The sequence below is a fragment of the Enterobacter cloacae subsp. cloacae ATCC 13047 genome, assembly GCF_000025565.1.
GTDB lineage: Bacteria > Pseudomonadota > Gammaproteobacteria > Enterobacterales > Enterobacteriaceae > Enterobacter > Enterobacter cloacae.
Genome location: NC_014121.1, coordinates 3,283,974 through 3,305,503, shown reverse-complemented (window position 1 = coordinate 3,305,503; position 21,530 = coordinate 3,283,974). Strand labels below are relative to the sequence as shown.

Here is a 21,530-nt window from a genome sequence, read left to right as displayed (position 1 = left end):
TGCCGGATAAGCGTTGCGCTGTCCGGCATTCTCCCCGGCGGCGCGGCACCTGCCGGGGCTACCTCTGAGGAAACTGCCATGTCTGATGACAACCGCGTCTACAGCTACTCCGCCGTCCTGATGGGCTCTCCCATCCTCCTGAAACTCTTCTCCTATGACGAAGCCCTCGCCTCCCGCGTGTTTCGCCTGATCAAACAGTACGAAGATCTGCTTACCGTTAACCGCGCGCACTCTGAAGTTATGGAAATCAACCATGCGGCGGGGCAGCGGCCCGTCAGCGTCAGCCGTCCGGTGTTCGAGCTGATCCGCTGCGCAAAAGCGGCGAGCCTGCTCAAGGACAGCGCGTTTAACCTGGCGATTGGCCCGCTGGTGAAACGCTGGAAAATTGGCTTTCGCGGCGACAGCGTGCCGCCCGCCGAAGACATCGCCGCCTTGCTGGCGATTACCCGTCCTGAGGATGTGGTGCTGGACGAGGCCAGCAGTAGCGTCTTTTTGACCCAAAAAGGGATGGAGATCGACCTGGGCGCCATAGCCAAAGGCTATATCGCTGACAGGGTGCGGGATTATCTGCGCAAAGAGGGCGCTGAACTCGGGCTGATCAACCTCGGGGGCAATATCCAGACGCTGGGCTCGCCGGAGGGGGGCTGGAGCGTGGGGCTTAAAAAACCGTTTGCGGGTGATGAGCTGATTGGCGCGATGACGGTAGAGAACCGCTCCATGGTGACGTCGGGAACCTATGAACGCTACTTTGAACAAAACGGCAGGCGCTACCACCATATCCTTGACCCGCGTACCGGGTATCCGCTGGATAATGAACTGGACAGCGTGACCATCATTTCAAACGATTCTATCGATGGGGATATCTGGACCACGCTGATGTACGGCATGGGCGTGGAGAAGGGCTGCGCGGTGCTGCGCGCGCGTCCTGATATAGAAGCGATCTTTGTGACCAAAACAAAAGAAGTGGTGCTCTCGTCAGCGCACCACTTCCGCTTTACTTTACTGGATAATAGTTACCGCATTACTGACAGTACTGTTTGAGCAGGCCTGTCTGCTCGGGCTGGAGACGGTAACGATATACCGGGCGCCCGGTAGCGCCGTAGTGAATGCTGGTGAACAGGATATTGATTTGCGCCAGCCAGATCAGATATTTTCGGCAGGAGACGCGCGAGATATTCACTGCACTGGCCAGGTCATCGGTGGAAAACTCGGTCTCCGGGTGAGCGTCAATCCACTGGCAGATGGTGCGCAGCGTTTGCGGCGTTAACCCTTTTGGCAGCTTTTTGCTGTCTGCCAGCTCCGGCGCCCCGCCGTGGATCAGCCTGTCGACGTCCGCCTGCTCATAATACTGGTGCGAGCCCATCAGGCTGTGCTTTGCCTTCCAGCCGTTCAGCGCCTCTTCAAAGCGCGGGAACTGGAACGGTTTAATCAGATAATCCACCACGCCGTAATGGATAGAGGTCTGGATTGTCGCGGCGTCCGCAGCCGAAGAGATCATAATGACATCGATTGGGCGACCGGAGGCGCGGATCACCGGCAGCAGATCCAGCCCGTTATCCTGTTGCATGTAGACATCCAGCAGCACCAGATCAACCGGCTGGGCAGGGTTGTTAATAATGGCCTCGGCCTGGTTCAGCGTGGAGGCGACGCCGCAGCAGCTAAAGCCTTCAACACGGTTAACATACAGACGGTTGAGGTCGGCTACCATGGCGTCATCATCGACAATTAATACATTTATCACGCGATATTCCTCTCGCTATCCCAGGGGATGTGAACAAAAAATTGGGTAAATACGCCAGGTTCAGATTCGACGGTGATATCACCGCCCAGGTTCTGAATTTGCTGGCGGGCAAGGAACAGCCCAACGCCCCGGTTTTCACCTTTTGTTGAGAAGCCTTTAGTAAAAATAGTCTCCAGCTGGGCGGGATCAATTCCCGGGCCGTCATCGCTGACTTCACAGCTGAGCCAGCCATTCTGATAGTGCAGCAGCAGGGTGATTTCGCCTTCCGGCTGGCCCTCCATCGCGTCCAGTGCGTTTTCAATCAAATTACCGAGCACGGTGACCAGCACCGCGACCTGCTCTTCGTTGGCGGTATCCGGTATCTGGCACTCATCCGCCAGGGTGAGGGTGATCCCCGCTTCTTTCGCCCGGTTGATTTTACCCAGCAGGAACCCGGCAATCACCGGCGATTTCACCTTGCTCTGGATGGTGCCAATGTCCGTCTGATAATTGTGCGCTGTCTGCAGGATGTACTCTTCCAGTTTGTCGTAGCGCTTGATATGCAGCAGGCCCAGGATCACGTGCAGTTTGTTCATAAACTCGTGCGTGTGGGCGCGCAGGGCATCGACGTAATTCACCATGCCGTCGATGCGCTGCATCAGCTGGCTGATTTCGGTTTTATCGCGGAAGGTGGTGATGGCGCCTATCACCCGCTCCTGGCTTTTCACCGGCACCATGTTGCACAGCAGCAGCCGTCCGTTGCAGCTGATCTCCTGATCCTGACGCGCGATGCCCGTCTTTGACACCTCACGCAGGCTGGCCAGCAGGGGCGCGCTGGCGTTTTCGGTCTGCTTGCCGGAGGGCAGGAGCAATATCTCTCTGGCGGTGTGGTTTATCATCGTCACGCGGCCATGAATATCGACCGCTAACACTCCTTCGCGGAGCGACTGCAGCATCGCCTGACGTTGTTCAAACAGCGCGGAGATTTCATACGGCTCCAGCCCGAACAGGATGCGTTTCAGAACGCGAACCAGTCCCCAGATCGCCATGGAGCTCATAAAGATACTGAACAAAATGGTCCAGACGGCGTTGAGTCGCCCGCGGGCGATCTGGTCTTCCACTTTTTTTAGCGAGATGCCGACCACCACCACGCCGATCTGCTCGTGCTGGCTGTCATACACGGGCGTAAATACGCGAAGGGCTTCCGCGAGCGCGCCCCGGTTAACGGAGACGTTCTCTTTCCCTTCCAGCGCCGGGTTCAGATCGTCGCCGATAAAATGCAGGCCAATCAGCGCTTCGTTCGGGTGCGAATAGCGAATACCGCGCATGTCGGTGACCACGGTCAGCAGCAGGTCGTTGCGTTTTGTAACGCCCTGGGCGATGGGCTGGATGATATCGGCCTGCGGCGGTTGCATCAGGCCACGCTGGATCTCCGGGCTGTTCGCCAGTGTTCGGGCAATACCCAGCGCCGTATCTTTGACGTCATCGCGGGTCGCCCGGGTGATCTGCACTGAATAGAGCGCAAAGACCAGCAGCAGCACAGAGGCGATGATCGCGCACACCATCAACGTGACCAGCGTGTTCAGTTTCATGGGGCGCTTGCGCGTCTGGGGAAAGGGCTGCAAATCGCTCATCAACACTCCGCGATGAAGAAGAAAGGGGTAATTATCGCCGATGACGCGCTTTTCTTAAAGCTGTGTAAAAGCATGCATTTGCTCCGCTTTTCGTGACCCTCCTCGCATGTCATCCATATAAAACACTTTATAGTGTGTGGGTACTCATAATAAGGAGGCTGTTTATGAGCATTATGCTTACCGGTTCGGTCAAGGAAAGACGGCACGCCAGCACGATGAATATCGATAGATTGTCCACGCTGGACATGCTGAAAGTCATTCACCAGGATGATGCACTTATCTCCGCTGCAATCACCCCTTTTTTACCCATTATTGCCCGTGTGGTGGATAACGCCGCCGCGACCCTGAGCCACGGGGGGCGTCTGGTTATGGTTGGCGCGGGGCCGTCTGGCTGTGTGGCGAAACAGGCGGCGGATGAGTATGCCCCGGGTAAAACCCCGGTGATTGCCATCACGGCGGACGACGATGCGACAAGCTACGAGCGCGGCGTTGCCGACCTGCAGGCGATTAACTTTGGCGAGCACGATATGATGCTGGCGGTCACCGTAAGCGGAAAAACGCCGTGGGTCTGGGGCGCCATGCGGCATGCGTGGTCGCTCGGTTCACCGGTGGCGGTGATTACCGATAATGCGCAAAGCGAAGCGGCGCAGCTGGCAAGTATGGTGATTGCGCCAGAGTTGGGCCCGGATGTGGTTGCCGGGTATCTGAACACCAAAGCGGCCATCGCGCAGAAAATGATCCTCTCTATGGTGACCACCGGGCTGGCCGTCCGCACCGGGCGGGTTTACAGCAACCTGCGCGTGGATCTGGAGGCGAGCAGCACCCAGTGGGCTGAACGGCAAATCGCGATAGTGATGGAAGCGGGGGGATGCACCCGAGCGGTAGCAAAAGCCGCGCTGGAGAGCTGTAACCATAACTGCAAAACGGCGGTGCTGATGGTGCTGACCGGGCTGGATGCATGGAAAGCGCATGAGTTGCTTGCGCAGAATAACGGGTTTATTCGGGTGGCGTTGCAGGAAGCACCGTAATAGAGAGCGCAGGAATAAAAAAAGGCCGCGATTGCGGCCTTTGGTGTTTTAGTGGATTAGAACTGGTAGGTCATGCCTACGCCAACGATGTCATCGGTGGAGATGCCATTGGCTTCGTAGAAGCGATCATCGTTATCCAGCAGGTTGATTTTGTAATCAACATAGGTGGAGAAGTTTTTATTGAAAGTGTAGGTCATGCCAACATCGATATAGTTCACGAGATCAACATCACCGTGCTGGCCCTGAGGATTACTGCGGTTACCTGGGTAAGTCATATCTTTACCCTTAGAGTAAACCCATGCCAGGGATGGACGCAGACCGAAGTCGAACTGATATTGTGCTACTGCTTCGAAGTTCTGAGTTTGATCCGCGATTCCATAATCACCATATGGCGTCATATTGCGAGTTTCAGCATACATCATCGCCAGATAGATGTTGTTAGCATCATATTTCGCACCCAGAGTCCATGCTTCTGCTGTTTTACCGCCCGCGTAACGAGCGCTGTATTTCTCACCGTAACCTTCTTGTTTGTTGCTACGATCAGAGGAAGAATATGCCGCACCCAGGCTCAGGCCGAAATCGAAATCATAGGTGGTAGACATACCGAAGCCGTCGCCATTCTGGAAACGCACGTCGTCATGACCATTTTTGGTTCCTTCCTGATCTTCTGTCGCGTCCTGACCTTCATTCGCGCCCTGATATTGCAGCGCAAAATTCAGACCTTCAACCAGACCAAAGAAATCCGTATTACGGTAGGTCGCCAGACCGTTAGCACGGCCATTCATAAAGTTATCAGTCCAGGTGTAGGAATCACCACCAAATACCGGCAGCATATCGGTCCAGGCTTCTACGTCATAGACGACACCATAATTACGGCCATAATCAAATGAACCGTATTCGCCATATTTCAGACCCGCATAGGCCAGACGGTTAAAGGATTTATCACCGGCGGACTCAGTATTATTTGCGTAGGTTTTATATTCCCACTGGCCGTAACCGATCAGATCGTTGGTGATCTGGGTTTCACCTTTGAAGCCAACCTGCACATAGGTTTCATCGCCATCGTCGCCAGGGTTGTCAGAGAAGGTATGACGTGCATCGACTTTACCGTACAGGTCAACTTTATTACCGTCTTTATTGTACATCTCAGCGGCATTTGCTGCGCCAGCCATTAATAACGCGGGTACAAGAATGGCCAATACTTTTCTTTTCATTATATATTCCCTTTAGAGATAATTTATATGAATATATGTAATCACGCTCCGCAACTACAGCGTCGATACTATTCCAGGAGAGGGGTTTTAAGTTCAATAATAAATGTAATTAAATGGGTAAAAATATTACTAAATATGTCTAGTGTCGCTTTATTTTTCTCGTGAATTATAATTTGAAATATATATTGGTTAATTATTGTTAAGTATTTTTCGTGGTTATTTTATAAATTCTATTATTAACCTAAATTATATTTCTCCGAATTAAACACTCACCAGTCGTCCTCTTCTGTAACCTTGCCCAGGATCAACTTAACGCAAACTGAGCGTCAGAAACCTTCACACAGTACAGGGTTTAATGCCAAAATGTGATAACTGTCACAAAACTAGAGTAAGCATGTGCAAACGGTACGGCAGTGACCGTGGAGTGAAAGATGGAACGAAAAATCGAACGCAGCCTGGGAGGCAAACTGGCCCTGTGGGTGTTTTATGCTTTTTGCGGTTACTTTGTCTGGGCGATGGCCCGGTATGTTTGGGTCATCAGTAAAATACCGTCGCTGCCGAATGCAGCAGTGGAAGGGGATTTGGGTTCGACCAGCGGCAAATGGCTTGGGGCATTGCTGGGGTTTCTGGTGCTGGGCACGGTCGGCCTGATCCTGGGCGGGATTGCGTGGTACACCCGTCCCCGTCAGGACAACTCGTGATAGCGTCCGGGAAAGTTGCTATTGTAACCATTTTAACAACAGGACGTGATGATGGAACTTACGCAGTGGCAGCAACGTTTTGAGCGCTGGCTCGGGGAAAACCACACCACCGACGACACCGCGCATGATATTTCGCACTTTCGTCGCGTCTGGATGACGGCGCAAAAAATCCTGGCTAACCAGGCGGTCGAGCCGCTGGTGATCCTGACCGCCTGCTATTTCCACGATATTGTCAGCCTGCCGAAAAACCATCCTGAACGCGGCCAGTCATCCCAGCTGGCAGCGCGTAAAACGCGTGAGATCCTGCATCGCGACTTCCCGGACTTTCCCCCCGCGCATTATGACGCCGTGGCGCATGCTATTGAGGCGCACAGCTTCAGTGCCGGGATCGCGCCGCAGAGTCTGGAAGCGAAAATTGTGCAGGATGCTGACCGGCTGGAAGCGTTAGGGGCGATTGGCCTGGCGCGCGTGTTTGCCGTTTCGGGGGCGCTGGGCGTGCCGCTTTTTGACGCACGCGATCCCTTTGCTGATGCGCGAACCCTTGATGACCGGGCGTTTGCCCTCGACCATTTTCAGACCAAGCTGCTGCGCCTGCCTGATACAATGCAAACAGAAATGGGGCGCGAGCTGGCACGCCACAACGCCGATTTTCTCATCCAGTTTATGGCAAAACTGAGTGCCGAATTACAGGGTGACTGCCTGGGGCTGGATAGCCAGGTACTGAGCCGCTTCCGCCGCAGTTTGCACCGTTGAACTGTGGTAATCTGTTTCCAGTCTTTATTGTCCGGTTAAAAGAATGCAGGAAAATCGATCAGTGAGTGAGCCCGCACCTGAGCAGGCTGAGAAATCAACGGCAACGGTGCAGGCGCTGCTGCGCCAGCTGCTGGATATCTATGATGCCAAAACCCTCGCCAGCCAGCTCATGGCACACGGTGAGGGTCACTGGAGCCCGGCAATCATTAAGAGACTTATCACCAGCGAGCGGGCAGGGCATCGCCTGAGCGACGGCGAGTTTCGTTATCTGCAAACATTGCTTCCGCGTCCTTCCGCCGCCCATCCCCATTATGCCTTCCGCTTTATCGATCTGTTTGCCGGTATCGGGGGCATTCGACACGGATTTGAAGCCATCGGCGGACAGTGCGTCTTCACCAGCGAGTGGAACAAACACGCGGTCCGCACCTATAAAGCCAACTGGTATTGTGACCCGGACGCGCATCAGTTCAACGCGGATATCCGCGATGTCACGCTGAGCCATAAAAGCGGCGTGAGCGATGAAGAGGCGGCAGAGCATATTCGCCAGAACATCCCGGCGCATGACGTACTGCTGGCGGGCTTCCCGTGCCAGCCATTCTCGCTTGCCGGGGTATCGAAGAAAAATGCCCTCGGACGTGCCCACGGTTTTGCCTGCGATACGCAGGGAACCCTGTTTTTTGATGTCGCCCGTATTATCGATGCCCGCCGTCCGGCCATTTTTGTGCTGGAAAACGTCAAGAATTTAAAGAGTCATGACGGCGGTAAAACCTTCCGCATTATTATGCAGACGCTGGATGAGCTGGGCTACGACGTGGCGGACTCCCAGGATATGGGTGCCGATGATCCTAAAATCATTGACGGGAAATACTTCCTGCCCCAGCACCGGGAACGTATTGTGTTGGTCGGGTTCCGCCGCGATCTCAACCTGAAAGGTGATTTTACCCTGCGGGATATCCCGTCGCTCTATCCGGCGCGCCGTCCGTCCGTCGCCGATCTTCTGGAGCCCGCCGTCGACGCGAAATTTATCCTCACCCCGGTGCTGTGGAAGTACCTCTATCGCTATGCCAAAAAGCATCAGGCAAAAGGCAACGGTTTTGGTTTTGGCCTGGTCAACCCGAACGATCCGCACTGTGTCACCCGCACCTTGTCCGCGCGCTATTACAAAGATGGTGCGGAGATCCTGATCGATCGTGGCTGGGACAAAGCGCTGGGCGAGAAAGACTTTGATAACCCTGAGAACCAGCGTCATCGTCCTCGTCGCTTAACCCCACGCGAGTGCGCGCGGCTGATGGGGTTTGAGACGCCGCAGGGGTACAGCTTCCGCATTCCGGTCTCTGATACGCAGGCCTACCGACAGTTTGGCAACTCGGTGGTGGTGCCCGCCTTTGCGGCGGTGGCGAAACTGCTGTCCTCACGCATTAAACAGGCGGTTGCCCTGCGCCAGAGTGAGGCCGTCAATGACGGATGTGCACAATAAGGCGACGCGCAGTAAAAACATGCGTGCCATCGGTACGCGTGATACGGCGATTGAGAAACGCCTCGCCGGGCTACTGACTGAGGCAGGCTATGACTTTCGGATGCAGGATGCCGCACTTGCCGGGCGTCCTGATTTCGTCATTGATGCCTATGAGTGCATTATCTTTACCCACGGCTGCTTCTGGCACCGTCACGACTGCTATCTGTTTAAAGTCCCGGCGACGCGCACCGATTTCTGGCTGGAGAAGATTGGCAAAAACGTCCAGCGCGATCGGCGGGATATCGGCACGCTTGTCGAACAGGGATGGCGGGTGCTGGTGGTGTGGGAGTGTGCGCTACGCGGCAGACTGAAGCTGAACGATCGGGATCTGACCGAACGGCTGGAAGAGTGGATCTGCGGCGGCGGTCAGACCGCGCAGATCGACACTCAGGGCATTCATCCGTTTACGGTTTCTCCACCTGACACGGCACCACCTCAGGCTTAGCGGGCAGCAGGTATTTCCCCAGCGTGACCAGCACCACGGCAAACACAATTACGCCCAGCGCCAGCCATTCAACCGGCGACAGCGTTTCACCGCCGAGTCCCGTACCCAGCAGCACGGCAACCACCGGGTTAACGTAGGCGTAACTGGTGGCGACCGCCGGAGAGACGTTGCGGATGAGGAACATGTACGCATTAATGGCAATGATGGAGCCAAACAGCGCCAGATAACCCACGGCGAGGAAGCCAGACAGATCCGGCATGGTTGTCAGCGTTTCGCCCGTCAGCATGGAGGCAATCAGCAGCACAATGCCTGCGGCAAGCATCTCAATGGCGCCCGCCATCATGCCGGACGGCAGCTCAATACGCGAACCGTAGACGGAGCCAAACGCCCAGCTCATGGATCCGATAAGGATAATCACGGCCCCCCACGGGTTACCACTCAGGTTGCCGCCGCTGTTGAGCAGAATGATCCCGGCGAGCCCAATTCCAATCCCCAGCCATTCCAGCTTGCGGGTGCGAATGCCGAAAAGACGGCTAAAGCAGAGCGTGAACAGCGGGACAGTGGCGACCACCACCGCCGCGATACCGGAGGGCACGTTCTGATGTTCAGCGACGGTGACAAAGCCGTTGCCCACGGCCAGCAGCAGTAGGCCAATCAGCGCCGCATTCAGCATCGGGCGCAGCGGAGGGAGTTTATGTCCGCGCAGCAGCAGGAAGGCCATCAGCAGGACGCCAGCCGAGAGAAAACGGATACCCGCCATCATCAGCGGAGGCCAGCTTTCCACCCCAATGCGAATGACGAAGTAGGTTGACCCCCAGATGATATACAGCGAAAAGAGCGCCCCGATGAGCGGTAGTAAGTGCCGAAAACGCATAGTCCCTCACGACGAAATAAAAAGTTCGCTCATAGTAAACGTCAAAACTACCGGGCTGGCGAGCCCTTTAATTGTGTAGTTGCTGTGAAATTTTTGTTGACGCAATGTGCCTGTTTCCGGGTGTGCGGTTTTGTTCCATACTATTCACTTAATTAGCAAAAAAGAAGGATAGTCATTTTGGCGGGAAGTAGCTTATTAACATTGCTGGACGACATTGCCACCTTGCTGGACGACATTTCCGTTATGGGAAAACTGGCGGCGAAGAAAACAGCAGGGGTTCTGGGGGATGATTTATCGCTAAATGCGCAACAGGTAAGCGGGGTGCGGGCTAACCGTGAGTTGCCGGTAGTATGGGGCGTGGCGAAAGGCTCATTCCTCAACAAGGTGATCCTGGTGCCGCTGGCGCTGCTGATCAGCGCCTTTATCCCCTGGGCGATTACGCCGCTGCTGATGATTGGCGGCGCATTTTTATGTTTTGAAGGGGTAGAGAAGGTGCTGCACTCCTTCGCCGCGAGGAAGAAGCACGACACGCCAGAAATGCGCCAGCAGCGTCTGGAAGCACTGGCTGCGCAGGATCCAAAAACCTTCGAACGCGATAAAATCAAGGGCGCTGTTCGTACTGACTTTATTCTGTCGGCGGAGATTGTGGCCATTACGCTGGGTATCGTGTCTGAATCGCCGCTGCTGAATCAGGTGCTGATCCTCTCCGGGATCGCCATTCTGGTGACGGTGGGGGTTTACGGCCTGGTAGGGCTTATCGTTAAACTCGATGACATTGGCTTCTGGCTGGAAGCGAAATCGAGCGCGATAGCTAAAGGGATCGGTAAAAGCCTGCTGGTGCTCGCCCCGTGGTTGATGAAGAGTCTTTCCGTGGTGGGGACGCTGGCGATGTTCCTTGTCGGCGGTGGGATTGTGGTACACGGTATTGCGCCGCTGCACCATGCGATAGAACATTTTGCTGCACAGCAGGGCGCCGTGGTGGCGGCCATTCTGCCTACGCTGCTTAATCTGGTGCTGGGCTTTATTGTGGGCAGTATCGTGGTCGCCGCAGTGAAGCTGGTTGAAAAGCTGCGCGGTGCGGCGCACTAATTGTTACCCGCGCCAGGATGCAAAAAGGCCATTCCTCGTCTAAATTGAAAAAGTTTCACCCTGATACAGGAGGCAGGTATGGTCTTTTTGGTCAGTGATGAAGTTAAGCCTAAGAAGGGCGGCCCACGTATGATTGTCACCGGCTATTCCAGCGGAATGGTGGAGTGTCGGTGGCATGACGGTTACAGCATCAAGCGGGAAGCGTTTCGTGAAGATGAGCTTCAGCCGGGTGACGGGCGGCAAAAGCGTGACAAGGCTTAATCACTTAACGCCCGGCCTTGCCGGGCGTTTTTATATCAAGTATCGGGTGTAAGGAAGCGATCAGGGAGTATGTGTGCAGCGTGATACCTTTGTTGTAAGACGAACTTTTCTGCAATGGCTGCATAAGCGTAGCAATCCAGGTGCGATTGTTAATCTCTGTTTTCTGGTGGTACTGGTTTTTTCGACCCTCCTCACCTGGCGTGAAGTGGTGGTGCTGGAAGATGCCTATATCTCAAGCCAGCGCAACCATCTGGAAACGGTGGCCACGTCGCTGGACAGACAGCTTCAGTTCAGCGTGGACAAACTGCTTTTTTTTCGCCAGAGCATGCGCGATGCGCTCCAGACGCCGCTGGCGTTTGATGTCCTGCGTGCAGCGGTGACACGCTTCAATGCAGACCGGTCTCGTCCTTTCTGGCAACTTGCCGTGGATACAAAACGTACGCTGCCCATCAACGGCGTATCGGATGCCTTTGTTGAAAAGACCACGCTGCTTAATCGCGACGATGAACTTCTCGATAATGAAGTGTCTGCTGCGCTTGAAGTGGGCTATTTGCTCAGGCTGGCCTCACCGGTCATGCGCAGCGAAGAACGTGTGGTCTATGTCTCCCGCGCCGGGTTTTACCTCTCCACGGAGACAGCGACACAGACTGCCGATATTATCCCGCGCTATTACCATCTGGTGACCCAGCCCTGGTTTACGCAGCAAACGGAACGTAACAACCGTGCGCGCGCGGTGCTGTGGTTTATCACCTCGCCGTCAACCTGGACGGGCAACGAGCGCATGATCACCGCCAGCGTACCCATCTATTTTGACCATTACTGGTACGGCGTGGTGGCGATGGATTTTTCTCTCAATACCATGAAACGGATGCTGGCCGACGCGACGGATGACCACGCCGAGGGCGAATATCAGCTGTATGATACCCGGCTCAATATGATTGCCTCTTCTGAAGCGTCCACAAGCGAGGCCAACCATTTTGATGAGCGTGAAACGGCACAGATTGCGCATGCTATTGAGAACAATACCGGCGGCGGGATCCGGCTCGGCAGCCGTTTTGTCAGCTGGGAGCGGCTCGACCATTTTGACGGGGTTATCCTGCGGGTGCATACCCTGCATGAAGGGGTAAAAGGCGACTTCGGCAGCATCAGTATCGTGCTGGCGCTGCTGTGGGCGCTCTTCACCGCCATGCTGCTGATCTCCTGGCTGGTGATCCGCCGGATGGTCAGCAACATGTACACGCTCCAGCATTCGTTGCAGTGGCAGGCCTGGCACGATCCGCTCACCCGCCTCCATAACCGTGGGGCGCTGTTCGAGCGGGCAAAAGCGCTGGCCGCGCAATGTCAGGCGCAGTCGCTGCCGTTCTCGGTGGTGCAGATCGATCTCGATAATTTTAAAAGCATCAATGACCGCTTCGGCCATCAGGCCGGAGATAAGGTGCTGTCTCATGCGGCGGGGCTGATTGCCAGCGCCCTGCGTAAGAACGACGTTGCCGGGCGCGTGGGCGGGGAAGAGTTTTGCGTGGTCCTGCCGGGTATCGGGCTGGAGGAGGCGAGAGCGGTGGCGGAACGCATTCGCTCACGCATCGACAGCAAAGAGATCCTGGTGAAAAAGAGCACGACGTTGCGTATCAGCGCGTCGATGGGGGTCAGCTGCGCGCAGGAGAAGGGGAATTACGACTTCGAACAACTGCAGTCGATAGCGGATGCCCGGCTGTATCTGGCAAAACAGCGCGGCCGCAACCAGGTGGTCTGGGACGATCACGACAAGAAGTGATCCAGCCCTTCATGCCAGCCCGCCGGTCCTGCTTGCTGCGTGTGATACACCCGGGCAGGGTTATCGTCGCGCAGCGTGATGCCCTGGCGGTTAATGCCCTTGATCACCACCGCGAAGTCGACGCTGTCGAGCAGGGGCGCATCATTCGGACCATCGCCCAGCCCGAGCGTCGTGGGCATGATGCCTTCCTGTTCGCGATACTGCGCAACCAGCCAGTTCACCGCCACGTCCTTTCCGCAGCGGGCGTCCAGAATGTGCCAGAAGCGGGCACCCTGCAGGCATTTCAGACCGCGCTGCGCCAGCTCCTCTTCAAACTGCACCATTTTCTCATCGGTGTCTCGCCAGATGAGCGTGACAGAGGCTTCATGTTTACGCGCAAGCGTGGAACGATAGCGGCTCAGCCCCGTCCATTCGCCGATCACCCGGTCATCGACATCGTCAAAGGTGGTGAATTTATACCCTGCCTGCAGGCGGATTTGCTCAATGAACGGGCGAATGTCGCGGTGGAGCATTCCCATAGTAAGGCGCTGCGCCTTCTCCCAACGTACATCGGGCTGGATGACCGCGCCGTTTTCGGCAATAAACGGTAACCCCTCGAGGCCCAGATCCTGCTGAATATCCTGCATCTCCGCTGCGGTTTTGCTGCTGCACAGAATGAGCGGTACCTGAAAATCCTGCAGCTTATCCAGCCAGGGCATTGCCGGCTGCCAGGCGTAGGTATGAATATCCAGCAACGAACCATCCAGGTCGGAAAAAACCAGCAGGGTGTCCTGCAGGGAAGGCCGTGCAGCTCCCGATTGCGAATAGCGCTTCATCTAAGAATATTCCTAAAAAAATAGGACTGTCGGAAGGGAAACGTGCGGAACCGATCCCGCCAAACCCGCATTCGACGTACCTTGCTGCTCATAACAAAAATTCACGTTTAAAAAATATAATATTCGCCACGAGAATATATGCTTGTCAGGCAAAATCGTTGAGGATAGTGTTTCAGCTACATCAGATTTCCTGGTGTAACGAATTTTCAAGTGCTTCTTGCATAAGCAAGTTTGATCCCGGCCATCCCCATGACCGGGATTTTTTTCGTCCTAACGATTCGCTTCAGACACGCTAAAGTCATGGATATCAAGCTCGAAGGCCTCGGCCAGTTCACGGTAGGTGTGATAATCCCTTCCGTTGACGATGACCCGGTCAGAGTTGTCATCCGTACGACGAACTTCTGACTCACTGATCTCATTGATGGCGGCCAACAGGGCATCGACATCCACTTCGACCTCGCGTTTGATGGTGTCGCTGTACTCTTTATCGGTCTTCATTTCGGGGTCCTCATTCAATCGTGTCCAACATTGATTATAGACTGAACACAAAAACGCCATTCGCGCGCCGTGGCGATGTGTGATTTTGCGTTTTGTTCTACACTGGCTCAAAACCACAGGAGGAACGTATGAAGGTTAACGATCGGGTTACTGTCAAAACGGATGGTGGACCGCGCCGCCCGGGGGTGGTACTGGCAATTGAAGAGTTTAGTGAAGGTACAATGTATCTGGTATCACTGGAAGACTACCCGCTCGGCATCTGGTTCTTTAACGAACTGGGGCATCCGGATGGCATCTTTGTGGAAAAAGCGGAGTAATACAGCGTCGGGTGCCTGGGTGCGTGCCCGACAGCGCCCGTAAAAGCAAAAATCTCTGGCCAGGCCAGAGATCGTGTAGGGTACTCAAGGTCTTATGCAACTAACGCATGTTGACGAAAATCCCGTTCGTCACATTATCGGTCAGGCGGACAACGTGGTAGATCACTTGCTTATTATGGGTTTTAATCTTCCTTTTAATATTTCCTTTATGTGACGAAACGGTTTTCGCTTTAATATTCATCTGGTCTGAAATTTGAATCGTTCCTTGCCCGGCCATCCACATTCGCAGCATGCTTGATTCAGTTCTGCTTAATGATAGGGTGGGTAAGTTAACCGCTCCTACATTCTTAACTTCCTTATTCAAATAATCCCCCAGAATGTCATCCAGCGACTCTGGTTTTATCGATTTAGAACTGATCAATAAATTTTTACGGACTAACAAATACTCATCGAAATGGATATTTGCGATCGCCATAAAAACAATAAACAGGGTTTTAGGATGCTGATTAATGATTTGCTTAATGTGCTGACTGTTGGCTGGATCGTGAATGAAACAGTCCTCATTAATAAACACCACGCCTGGTTTGAGTTCATCACAAGCGGCTGCGAGCTCCTCAACGGTGTGTGCGTCGTTGATGTCTCTCTTTCTTACCCCTCTGCTTGCCAGATACCCGGTTAACCCTAGCCGGGTGTAGCTGCATAAATCCATAATGATCGTTGACATGGCATACCCTCACTCAATGCGTAACGATAATTCACCATCTGCCTGAGAGCTCATAAACAGCCATACGGGATGGAAAAAATTAATAAACCTGTGAGCATGACAAAGACTTTCAGGCGGACTCACTATCCCGTAAAGTTACGTATAATTTGCCAGGAATCATCTTAAAGTAAAGTAAATATTAAGTATTGTGAGGTGGTTAGAAACAATTAAACCGCGTCAGATATATCCTGGAAGATGTTTTTCGTGTTTTATTTTAGGAATATCCTCAGAAAGACAATATCAACTGTGAGGACTATTATTTACGTGGCAGCTCGCTGACAATATCCGCTAAGAGGTTGAATATCTCGCCGAATAAATGCTCACAGAAGGGGGCGATAAGTGGCATTAGCAATGACATTAATAAAATTCCCACCGTCAGCGTCAGCGGAAAACCAATGACGAACACCGACAGTTGCGGGGCCATGCGGTTGAGTAAACCCAACGCCAGGTTCACGGTCAGGAGCAGGGTGATGATCGGCAGCGCCAGCATCAATCCGTTGAGGAACACCAGCCCTGCGGCGCGGGTGAGTGCCAGGAACGCATTGCTGTTAACCGGGTTTTCCCCAATGGGCAGCGTGTGGAAGGTGTCCACCAGCATGGAGATGAGCCACAGATGGCCGTTAAATGACAGGAAAAGCAGCATCGCCAGCATATCGATAATGCGCGCCAGCACCGGCATGTTGAGGTGGCTGCCGGGGTCGACAAACGTGGCGAACGATAGCCCCATCTGCAGGCCGATCAGTTCCCCGGCGGTGCGCACGGCCGCAAAGGCCAGTTGCATGGTAAAACCAACCGCGACGCCAATCAGAATTTGCTGCAACGCCACCCATACCGCATTGGCCGAGAAGATCGGAATATTCACCGCAGGCAGGGAAGGGGCAACGATGATGGTGATGATGATGCCCAGCCCCACTTTGACCCGCTTCGGGATCGCTTTCTCGCTCAGAATCGGGGCGGTGGTGATCAGCGCCAGGATGCGCAGCATGGGCCAGAAATAGACCCCAAGCCACTGAATCCACTGGTCGCTGGTAAAATGGAGCATCGTCGCGTCAGCCGATGATGTACGGCAGATTGGTAAACAGGTTACGCATGTAGTCCAGCAGCAGATTGAGCATCCACGGCCCGGCAACAATGATTGCCACGAACACGGCGATGATTTTCGGAATGAACGAGAGCGTCATTTCGTTAATCTGCGTGGCGGCCTGCAGAATACTGATGATCAGACCGGTCACCAGGGCGACAAGCAGCAGCGGCGCGGCAACGGCAATCGCGATTTTCATCGCTTCCGTGCCCATCATCATGACCGATTCTGGCGTCATTGCGCGCTCCTCAACTGTAGAAACTCTGCGCCAGCGAACTGACCAGCAGCTGCCAGCCGTCGACCAGCACAAAGAGCATGATCTTAAAGGGCAGGGCAATGGTGGCTGGCGGTACCATCATCATACCGAGCGCCATCAGTACGCTGGCGATCACCAGGTCGATAATCAGGAACGGGATAAAGATGGTAAAGCCAATCTGGAAGGCGGTTTTCAGTTCGCTGGTGACGTACGCAGGCAGCAGTATGCGCATCGGCACGGCTTCCGGGCCCTGCAGCTCCCCGGTGTTGGAAAGGCGGGCAAAGAGGGCCAGATCCGCTTCGCGCGTCTGGCGCAGCATGAATTCACGCAGCGGCTGCGCGCCTTTCTCCAGCGCCTCCTGCATGGAGATTTTATCTTCACTGAACGGCTGGTAGGCGTCGGTATAAATCTTATCGATCACCGGCGACATAATAAAAAAGGTCAAAAACAGGGCCAGGCCCAGCAGCACCTGGTTTGGCGGCGCGGAAGGGGTACCCAGCGCGTTTCGCAGCAGGCCAAAGACAATGATGATGCGGGTAAAGCTGGTCATCATCAGCAGGATCGCCGGAATAAAGGTCAGCGAGGTGATGAACACCAGCGTCTGAACCGGGAGCGACCAGCTTTGTCCGCCGCCCGCCAGAGGGGTTGAAACCAGACCGGGCAGTTGCGCATAAACCGCAGGAGCAAACAGGCCAACGCCCGCGAGCGTCAGGGATAACAAACGGCGCATCAGGATCTCCCGGAACGCTTAAGCAAACTCTTCATGACGGACTGGAAATCCGCAGGGGCTTCTGCACGCTCATCACTGATAGCAGGGGCGGGCGGAAGTTTATGTAAAACGTTGACGTTTGACGCGGTGACGCCCAGCACCAGCCGTGCGTCCTCAACGTCTACGATGACCACGCGCTCGCGTGGCCCCAGTGTTGTACTGGCGCTGACCTTCAGACCGCGCGTCCCGGCGGTTTTACCCGCCAGGCCAAAACGCTTCGCCAGCCAGGCGGCGATAAGAATAAAGGCAATAATACCGAGCAACGCACCGCTCACCTGGAGCAGCGGTGAGCCGGGAACGGCGGAAGGTTGTGATACTGTTGCCTGGGTTTTCATTCTTAACGGCTCAGACGACGCATGCGCTCAGACGGGGTAATGATGTCGGTGATACGCACGCCGTATTTATCGGCCACGACCACCACTTCACCCTGAGCAATCAGATACCCGTTGATCAGGATATCCAGCGGCTCACCGGCCAGACCGTCGAGGGCCACGACGGAACCCTGCGTCAGACGCAGCAGCTCTTTAATGGTCATGCGGGTGCGGCCCAGCTCAACGGTCAGCTTAACCGGGATATCCATAATCAGGTCGATGTCCTGCAGCGTACCGCTGACATCACCGCCGCCTAACTGCTGGAAGACGGCATCCGCTGCACTTTTGGCCGGGGTCGCTTTTTGCTCGTTTAACGCGTCAGCCCACAGATCGTCCAGTGCTCCGCTGTTTTCATCGGACGGATTGTTCATGTCACTCATTTGGGCTGTTCCTCATTCAGCGAATTCAAAATCGGGTTGATCAAGTGCTCAACGCGTAACGCATACTGGCCGTTAATTGTGCCGTACTGACTTGTCAGCACGGGGACACCATCCACATGGGCAATAATGCGGTCGGGTTTTTCTATCGGCAAAACGTCACCGGGTTGTAATTTCAGGATCTGGGATAACCGCAGCGGAATATCGGCAAAGCTCGCTACCAGCTCAAGCTGTGAGTGCTGGACCTGGCGCACCAGGTTTTCACGCCAGTTCTGATCTTCATGACGTGAGTTCTCCAGCGGCGGGTTGACCAGCAGCTCGCGCAGCGGTTCGATCATGCTGAACGGCAGGCAGATGTTGAACTCGCCGGTCAGGTTACCGATCTCCACGTGGAATGGCGTGTTGACGACGATGTCGTTCGGAGAGGTGGTGATGTTGGTAAATTTCACCTGCATCTCAGAACGCACATACTCCACTTCCAGCGGGTTAATGGCCTTCCACGCGTCGCTGTATGACTCCAGCGCCAGCTTCAGCATGCGGTTAATGACGCGCTGTTCGGTGTGGGTGAATTCACGACCTTCTACTTTGGTCGGGAAGCGCCCGTCGCCGCCGAACAGGTTATCCACCGCAATAAACACCAGGCTTGGGGAAAACACCACCAGACCTGTGCCGCGCAGCGGTTTCAAATGGATCAGGTTAAGGTTGGTTGGCACCGGCAGGTTGCGGGCAAACTCATGATACGGCTGAATGCGGATCGCACCGACCGTGATATCCGGGCTACGACGCAGCAGGTTAAACAGCCCCATACGGAACTGACGTGCAAAACGTTCGTTAATGATCTCCAGCGCCTGCAGACGTTCACGTACCACGCGACGCTGGGTATTCGGGTCATAGGGACGAATATCGCTATCGCCGCCAATGCCCGGTTGCGGATCATCACTCTTATCGCTGTCGCCGTTGAGCAGCGCATCGATTTCTGCCTGAGAAAGAATACTGTCGCCCATGTCGTTACCGCAGAATAAAGGCTGTATACAGAACGTCAGTGACTTCCTGCTTAGGTTGGCCGTTCACCAGCGGGGTCGCCAGCGTTTGCTTAATAGCGTCGACCAGCTTTTGCTTGCCTTCATCGGTGGCAAGCGTTGAAGCGTCCTGACGAGAGAACAGCAGCAGCAGACGGCTGCGCACTTCCGGAAGGTAATCGTTCAGTCGGGAACGGGTGGCTTCATCTTTCAGGCGCAGCGTGATGCCGACATACAGCACACGATCCGCATCACCGAGGTTGACGGTGAAGGTATCCAGCGGGAAGAACACCGGTGCCGGCGGAGGTGGCAGTTCGGCTTTGGCCGCAGCAGTAGAAGGTTTCTGCTGCATGCGCCAGTAACTATAGCCCGCGGTAGCGCAGGCGGCGAGCGTGATTAACACCAGCAGCGGGATCCAGATGGAACGCTTACTTTTTTGGTGATCGCGGAGTCAGTCATCTGATATGAGCTTCCTGTTTCGGTACAGCTTAATATGGTGATTATCCCGTGTCCGGCTGACGTCAAAGCGTGGAAAAGACGGGGATAATCACGCTACCTCTGGCGTTTAGGCGAAGATGTCTACGGCGCGGTTGCCGCTCGCAGCGGATTGCAGGGCTGCCGGGGTCGGCAGCAACTCATCGCTCTCTTCAGTAAATCCGCCATGTTGGCCGGAACGCGACGCCTGCTGTTGCTGCTGGGACGAAGACTGCTGCTGCCCGGCAAAGCTCTCGCTGCTGACGCTACTCTGCGTAAGCTGAATGCCGTTTTCCGCCAGTGACGTACGCAGTACCGGCAGGGCGGCTTCCAGTGCAGCACGCACGTGGCCGTGCGCAGAGACCATCTGCAGCTGCGCCTGGTCATTATCCAGCTTCAGCGAAATGTGCACCTGGCCCAGATCTTCCGGGTTCAGGCGCAACTCTGCGGTTTGCTGTCCTTGCTTCGCAAACAGCGTGATGTGCTGGCTCAGGTTCTGTTGCCATTCGTGGGTGCCGAGCGGCTGACTCAGCACCGGAGCAGTGGCAACGGTTGCGGCAGGCTGCGCGGTGGCGTGGCTGGAGACAATCGGCGCCAGGGTGGCGGTTGGTGTTGAAGACGAAGACGCGCTGGCAAGATCCTGTTTCTCGGCCGCGACGGCGAGCGCTGGCGTCGCCGGTGCGTTGGCCGGCAGGGACGGATCAACGTTTTGCGCCTGCCCGGCGAAAGACGGCTGCACGTTATCCTTGCCCGTCAGGGCGCTGCCCAGTGCGTGTGCAGACGTACCATTTTGCGTAAGCGTCGTGGCGGTCAGGGCAGACGTTGCTTTGAGCCCCTCACTGCCCGCGCCTTTCGCCGGGATCGGCGTGGAGGTCTGCTGGTGCGGCAGCATGGCCATCAGCGCGCTTAAGCCCGCCAGCTCTTCTTCGCTCAGTTCGGTTTTGCTGTTATCGGCACTATTCGCCGTGGTCAACGTCTTCAGGGCATCGCCCTTAGCGGCAGGCATCAGCCCGGAGACCAGCGTTTGCAGCGGCGTCGTCTGCGCCGTTTCATCGCCAGCCTGCGTGGATTGACGCGCGAGCAGATCGGCAATTTTCGCCTGCAGGGTGGACTCTCCCCCGGCGTCCTTCGCGACCCTGGACAGCTTGCTGCCAGCCGCCTTCAGGTCGGCCAGCGTCAGCGGCGCATCTTTGCCCTGACCGCTGGCGTCCGTTAACGCGCCCGCCAGCAGAGAAAGAAAGTCTTGCGCACCGTCGGTGCCTTTCCCCGTTTGCATGCCGCCTGACAGGTCGCTGTCGGTCATCAGCAGTTGTTGCAGTGTGATCATTCCGGTTTCCTCATTGATGCGCGCTGGGCAAACTCATCCATTTTTTTCTGATCCTGGCGGTTTTCCGCCAGCGTCGCCGCGGCAATCTGCCGGTCCTGTAAGGTCTGCCAGGCCTGCAGTCGCTGCTTCTTCTCGCGCCAGAAATTCAGCGCGGTGTCGACTTTTTGGGTCCATTGCTGAAGCTGCTGGCGATGCTGTTCTATCGCCTTCTCCAGCGTCTGAATAAACTGCTGATAGTTAATCCAGCGCTGGCTTCCAATGCCCTGTGTCATATCGGTATTGAGGTTGGTGCGATACTCATGCTGATAGTCGATTAACATCTTCAACTGCTCTTCAGCCTGCTGGCACCCGCGTCGCATTGCGCCAAGCTGCAATGCGGCATCATCAACTTCTTTTTCAGCCAGATCTTTCAGCGTTGATAACGCGCTGTTTTGCGCCATGACCGTCGCCCTCC

The 21,530-nt window shown here is 55.3% G+C and carries 24 protein-coding genes and 2 pseudogenes; 10 read left to right on the top strand and 16 right to left on the bottom strand.

The features are described 5' to 3' along the window. The first annotated feature begins 78 nt into the window (after window positions 1-78). Window positions 79-1,041: an FAD:protein FMN transferase gene (locus ECL_RS16055; RefSeq protein WP_013097756.1), complete on the top strand. Its 963-nt coding sequence runs from the start codon at window positions 79-81 to the stop codon at window positions 1,039-1,041. On the opposite strand, the gene dcuR is transcribed toward ECL_RS16055, so the two are convergent. Together dcuR and ECL_RS16045 are read right to left on the bottom strand one after the other, a co-directional pair. Further along, a complete protein-coding gene (dcuR, locus tag ECL_RS16050; RefSeq protein ID WP_013097755.1) occupies window positions 1,022-1,741 on the bottom strand; it encodes a two-component system response regulator DcuR in 720 nt (239 codons plus the stop codon). The genes ECL_RS16055 and dcuR overlap by 20 nt on opposite strands. Further along, window positions 1,738-3,354 carry a sensor histidine kinase gene (locus ECL_RS16045; RefSeq protein WP_013097754.1) on the bottom strand — a complete coding sequence of 539 codons (1,617 nt, stop codon included), beginning with the start codon at window positions 3,352-3,354 and terminating at the stop codon, window positions 1,738-1,740. Before ECL_RS16045 ends, dcuR begins: the two co-directional genes overlap by 4 nt. 164 nt (window positions 3,355-3,518) lie before the next feature. On the opposite strand from ECL_RS16045, the gene ECL_RS16040 reads away from it, so the two are divergent. Continuing rightward, on the top strand, window positions 3,519-4,382 hold the full coding sequence (locus ECL_RS16040; RefSeq protein WP_013097753.1) for an N-acetylmuramic acid 6-phosphate etherase: 864 nt from the start codon (window positions 3,519-3,521) through the stop codon (window positions 4,380-4,382). Window positions 4,383-4,438: 56 nt separating this feature from the next. Here ECL_RS16040 and ompC read toward each other — a convergent pair whose 3' ends face one another. Further along, window positions 4,439-5,596 carry a porin OmpC gene (ompC, locus tag ECL_RS16035; RefSeq protein ID WP_013097752.1) on the bottom strand — a complete coding sequence of 386 codons (1,158 nt, stop codon included), beginning with the start codon at window positions 5,594-5,596 and terminating at the stop codon, window positions 4,439-4,441. 431 nt (window positions 5,597-6,027) lie between these two features. Between ompC and drpB the strand changes: the two genes are divergently transcribed. From drpB to ECL_RS16015, 4 genes are all read left to right on the top strand, one after another. Next, window positions 6,028-6,297 carry a cell division protein DrpB gene (gene drpB, locus ECL_RS16030; protein WP_013097751.1) on the top strand — a complete coding sequence of 90 codons (270 nt, stop codon included), beginning with the start codon at window positions 6,028-6,030 and terminating at the stop codon, window positions 6,295-6,297. Between the two features lie 51 nt (window positions 6,298-6,348). Continuing rightward, window positions 6,349-7,050 carry a phosphohydrolase gene (locus ECL_RS16025; protein ID WP_013097750.1) on the top strand — a complete coding sequence of 234 codons (702 nt, stop codon included), beginning with the start codon at window positions 6,349-6,351 and terminating at the stop codon, window positions 7,048-7,050. 61 nt (window positions 7,051-7,111) lie between these two features. After that, a complete protein-coding gene (locus ECL_RS16020; RefSeq protein ID WP_013097749.1) occupies window positions 7,112-8,527 on the top strand; it encodes a DNA cytosine methyltransferase in 1,416 nt (471 codons plus the stop codon). Continuing rightward, entirely contained in the window at window positions 8,508-9,011 is a 504-nt protein-coding gene (locus tag ECL_RS16015) for a very short patch repair endonuclease (protein ID WP_013097748.1), read from the top strand. The genes ECL_RS16020 and ECL_RS16015 overlap by 20 nt, the downstream gene beginning before the upstream one ends. Here the strand turns inward: ECL_RS16015 and yedA are convergent. Continuing rightward, the gene (gene yedA / locus ECL_RS16010; RefSeq protein WP_013097747.1) at window positions 8,971-9,885 is read right to left on the bottom strand and encodes a drug/metabolite exporter YedA; all 915 of its coding nucleotides are present in this window, start codon (window positions 9,883-9,885) and stop codon (window positions 8,971-8,973) included. The two genes, ECL_RS16015 and yedA, sit on opposite strands and share 41 nt — an antisense overlap. Before the next feature lie 168 nt (window positions 9,886-10,053). On the opposite strand from yedA, the gene ECL_RS16005 reads away from it, so the two are divergent. From ECL_RS16005 to dgcQ, 3 genes are all read left to right on the top strand, one after another. Then, window positions 10,054-10,974 carry a DUF808 domain-containing protein gene (locus ECL_RS16005; protein WP_169746050.1) on the top strand — a complete coding sequence of 307 codons (921 nt, stop codon included), beginning with the start codon at window positions 10,054-10,056 and terminating at the stop codon, window positions 10,972-10,974. Window positions 10,975-11,052: 78 nt separating this feature from the next. After that, window positions 11,053-11,235: a YodC family protein gene (locus tag ECL_RS16000; protein ID WP_013097745.1), complete on the top strand. Its 183-nt coding sequence runs from the start codon at window positions 11,053-11,055 to the stop codon at window positions 11,233-11,235. A 73-nt stretch (window positions 11,236-11,308) separates the two neighbouring features. Beyond that, the gene (gene dgcQ / locus ECL_RS15995) at window positions 11,309-13,009 is read left to right on the top strand and encodes a cellulose biosynthesis regulator diguanylate cyclase DgcQ (RefSeq protein WP_013097744.1); all 1,701 of its coding nucleotides are present in this window, start codon (window positions 11,309-11,311) and stop codon (window positions 13,007-13,009) included. Here dgcQ and ECL_RS15990 read toward each other — a convergent pair. Then, a complete protein-coding gene (locus ECL_RS15990; protein WP_013097743.1) occupies window positions 12,994-13,824 on the bottom strand; it encodes a mannosyl-3-phosphoglycerate phosphatase-related protein in 831 nt (276 codons plus the stop codon). The genes dgcQ and ECL_RS15990 overlap by 16 nt on opposite strands. A 270-nt stretch (window positions 13,825-14,094) precedes the next feature. After that, window positions 14,095-14,322 carry a YodD family peroxide/acid resistance protein gene (gene yodD / locus ECL_RS15985; protein WP_013097742.1) on the bottom strand — a complete coding sequence of 76 codons (228 nt, stop codon included), beginning with the start codon at window positions 14,320-14,322 and terminating at the stop codon, window positions 14,095-14,097. A 128-nt stretch (window positions 14,323-14,450) separates the two neighbouring features. Between yodD and dsrB the strand changes: the two genes are divergently transcribed. After that, window positions 14,451-14,639, top strand: coding sequence for a protein DsrB (gene dsrB, locus ECL_RS15980; protein WP_013097741.1), 189 nt, complete (start codon window positions 14,451-14,453; stop codon window positions 14,637-14,639). Between the two features lie 100 nt (window positions 14,640-14,739). Here dsrB and rcsA read toward each other — a convergent pair whose 3' ends face one another. From rcsA to fliJ, 10 genes and pseudogenes are all read right to left on the bottom strand, one after another. Further along, a complete protein-coding gene (gene rcsA / locus ECL_RS15975) occupies window positions 14,740-15,363 on the bottom strand; it encodes a transcriptional regulator RcsA (protein WP_013097740.1) in 624 nt (207 codons plus the stop codon). 279 nt (window positions 15,364-15,642) lie between these two features. Continuing rightward, a pseudogene (gene fliR / locus ECL_RS15970) lies at window positions 15,643-16,444 on the bottom strand (flagellar biosynthetic protein FliR). 7 nt (window positions 16,445-16,451) lie between these two features. Next, a complete protein-coding gene (gene fliQ / locus ECL_RS15965) occupies window positions 16,452-16,721 on the bottom strand; it encodes a flagellar biosynthesis protein FliQ (protein WP_008500315.1) in 270 nt (89 codons plus the stop codon). A 10-nt stretch (window positions 16,722-16,731) separates the two neighbouring features. Continuing rightward, window positions 16,732-17,469: a flagellar type III secretion system pore protein FliP gene (gene fliP / locus ECL_RS15960; protein ID WP_013097738.1), complete on the bottom strand. Its 738-nt coding sequence runs from the start codon at window positions 17,467-17,469 to the stop codon at window positions 16,732-16,734. Beyond that, window positions 17,469-17,843: a flagellar biosynthetic protein FliO gene (gene fliO / locus ECL_RS15955; protein WP_013097737.1), complete on the bottom strand. Its 375-nt coding sequence runs from the start codon at window positions 17,841-17,843 to the stop codon at window positions 17,469-17,471. The genes fliP and fliO overlap by 1 nt, the downstream gene beginning before the upstream one ends. Before the next feature lie 2 nt (window positions 17,844-17,845). Then, a complete protein-coding gene (fliN, locus tag ECL_RS15950) occupies window positions 17,846-18,259 on the bottom strand; it encodes a flagellar motor switch protein FliN (RefSeq protein WP_008500318.1) in 414 nt (137 codons plus the stop codon). Then, window positions 18,256-19,260, bottom strand: a complete 1,005-nt coding sequence (gene fliM, locus ECL_RS15945; protein ID WP_013097736.1) for a flagellar motor switch protein FliM — start codon at window positions 19,258-19,260, stop codon at window positions 18,256-18,258. The genes fliN and fliM overlap by 4 nt, the downstream gene beginning before the upstream one ends. Window positions 19,261-19,264: 4 nt before the next feature. Beyond that, window positions 19,265-19,734 (bottom strand): annotated as a pseudogene (gene fliL, locus ECL_RS15940) (flagellar basal body-associated protein FliL). Between the two features lie 106 nt (window positions 19,735-19,840). Beyond that, window positions 19,841-21,076 carry a flagellar hook length control protein FliK gene (gene fliK, locus ECL_RS15935; protein WP_013097734.1) on the bottom strand — a complete coding sequence of 412 codons (1,236 nt, stop codon included), beginning with the start codon at window positions 21,074-21,076 and terminating at the stop codon, window positions 19,841-19,843. Beyond that, a complete protein-coding gene (gene fliJ, locus ECL_RS15930; RefSeq protein ID WP_013097733.1) occupies window positions 21,073-21,516 on the bottom strand; it encodes a flagellar export protein FliJ in 444 nt (147 codons plus the stop codon). The genes fliK and fliJ overlap by 4 nt, the downstream gene beginning before the upstream one ends. Window positions 21,517-21,530: the final 14 nt, after the last annotated feature.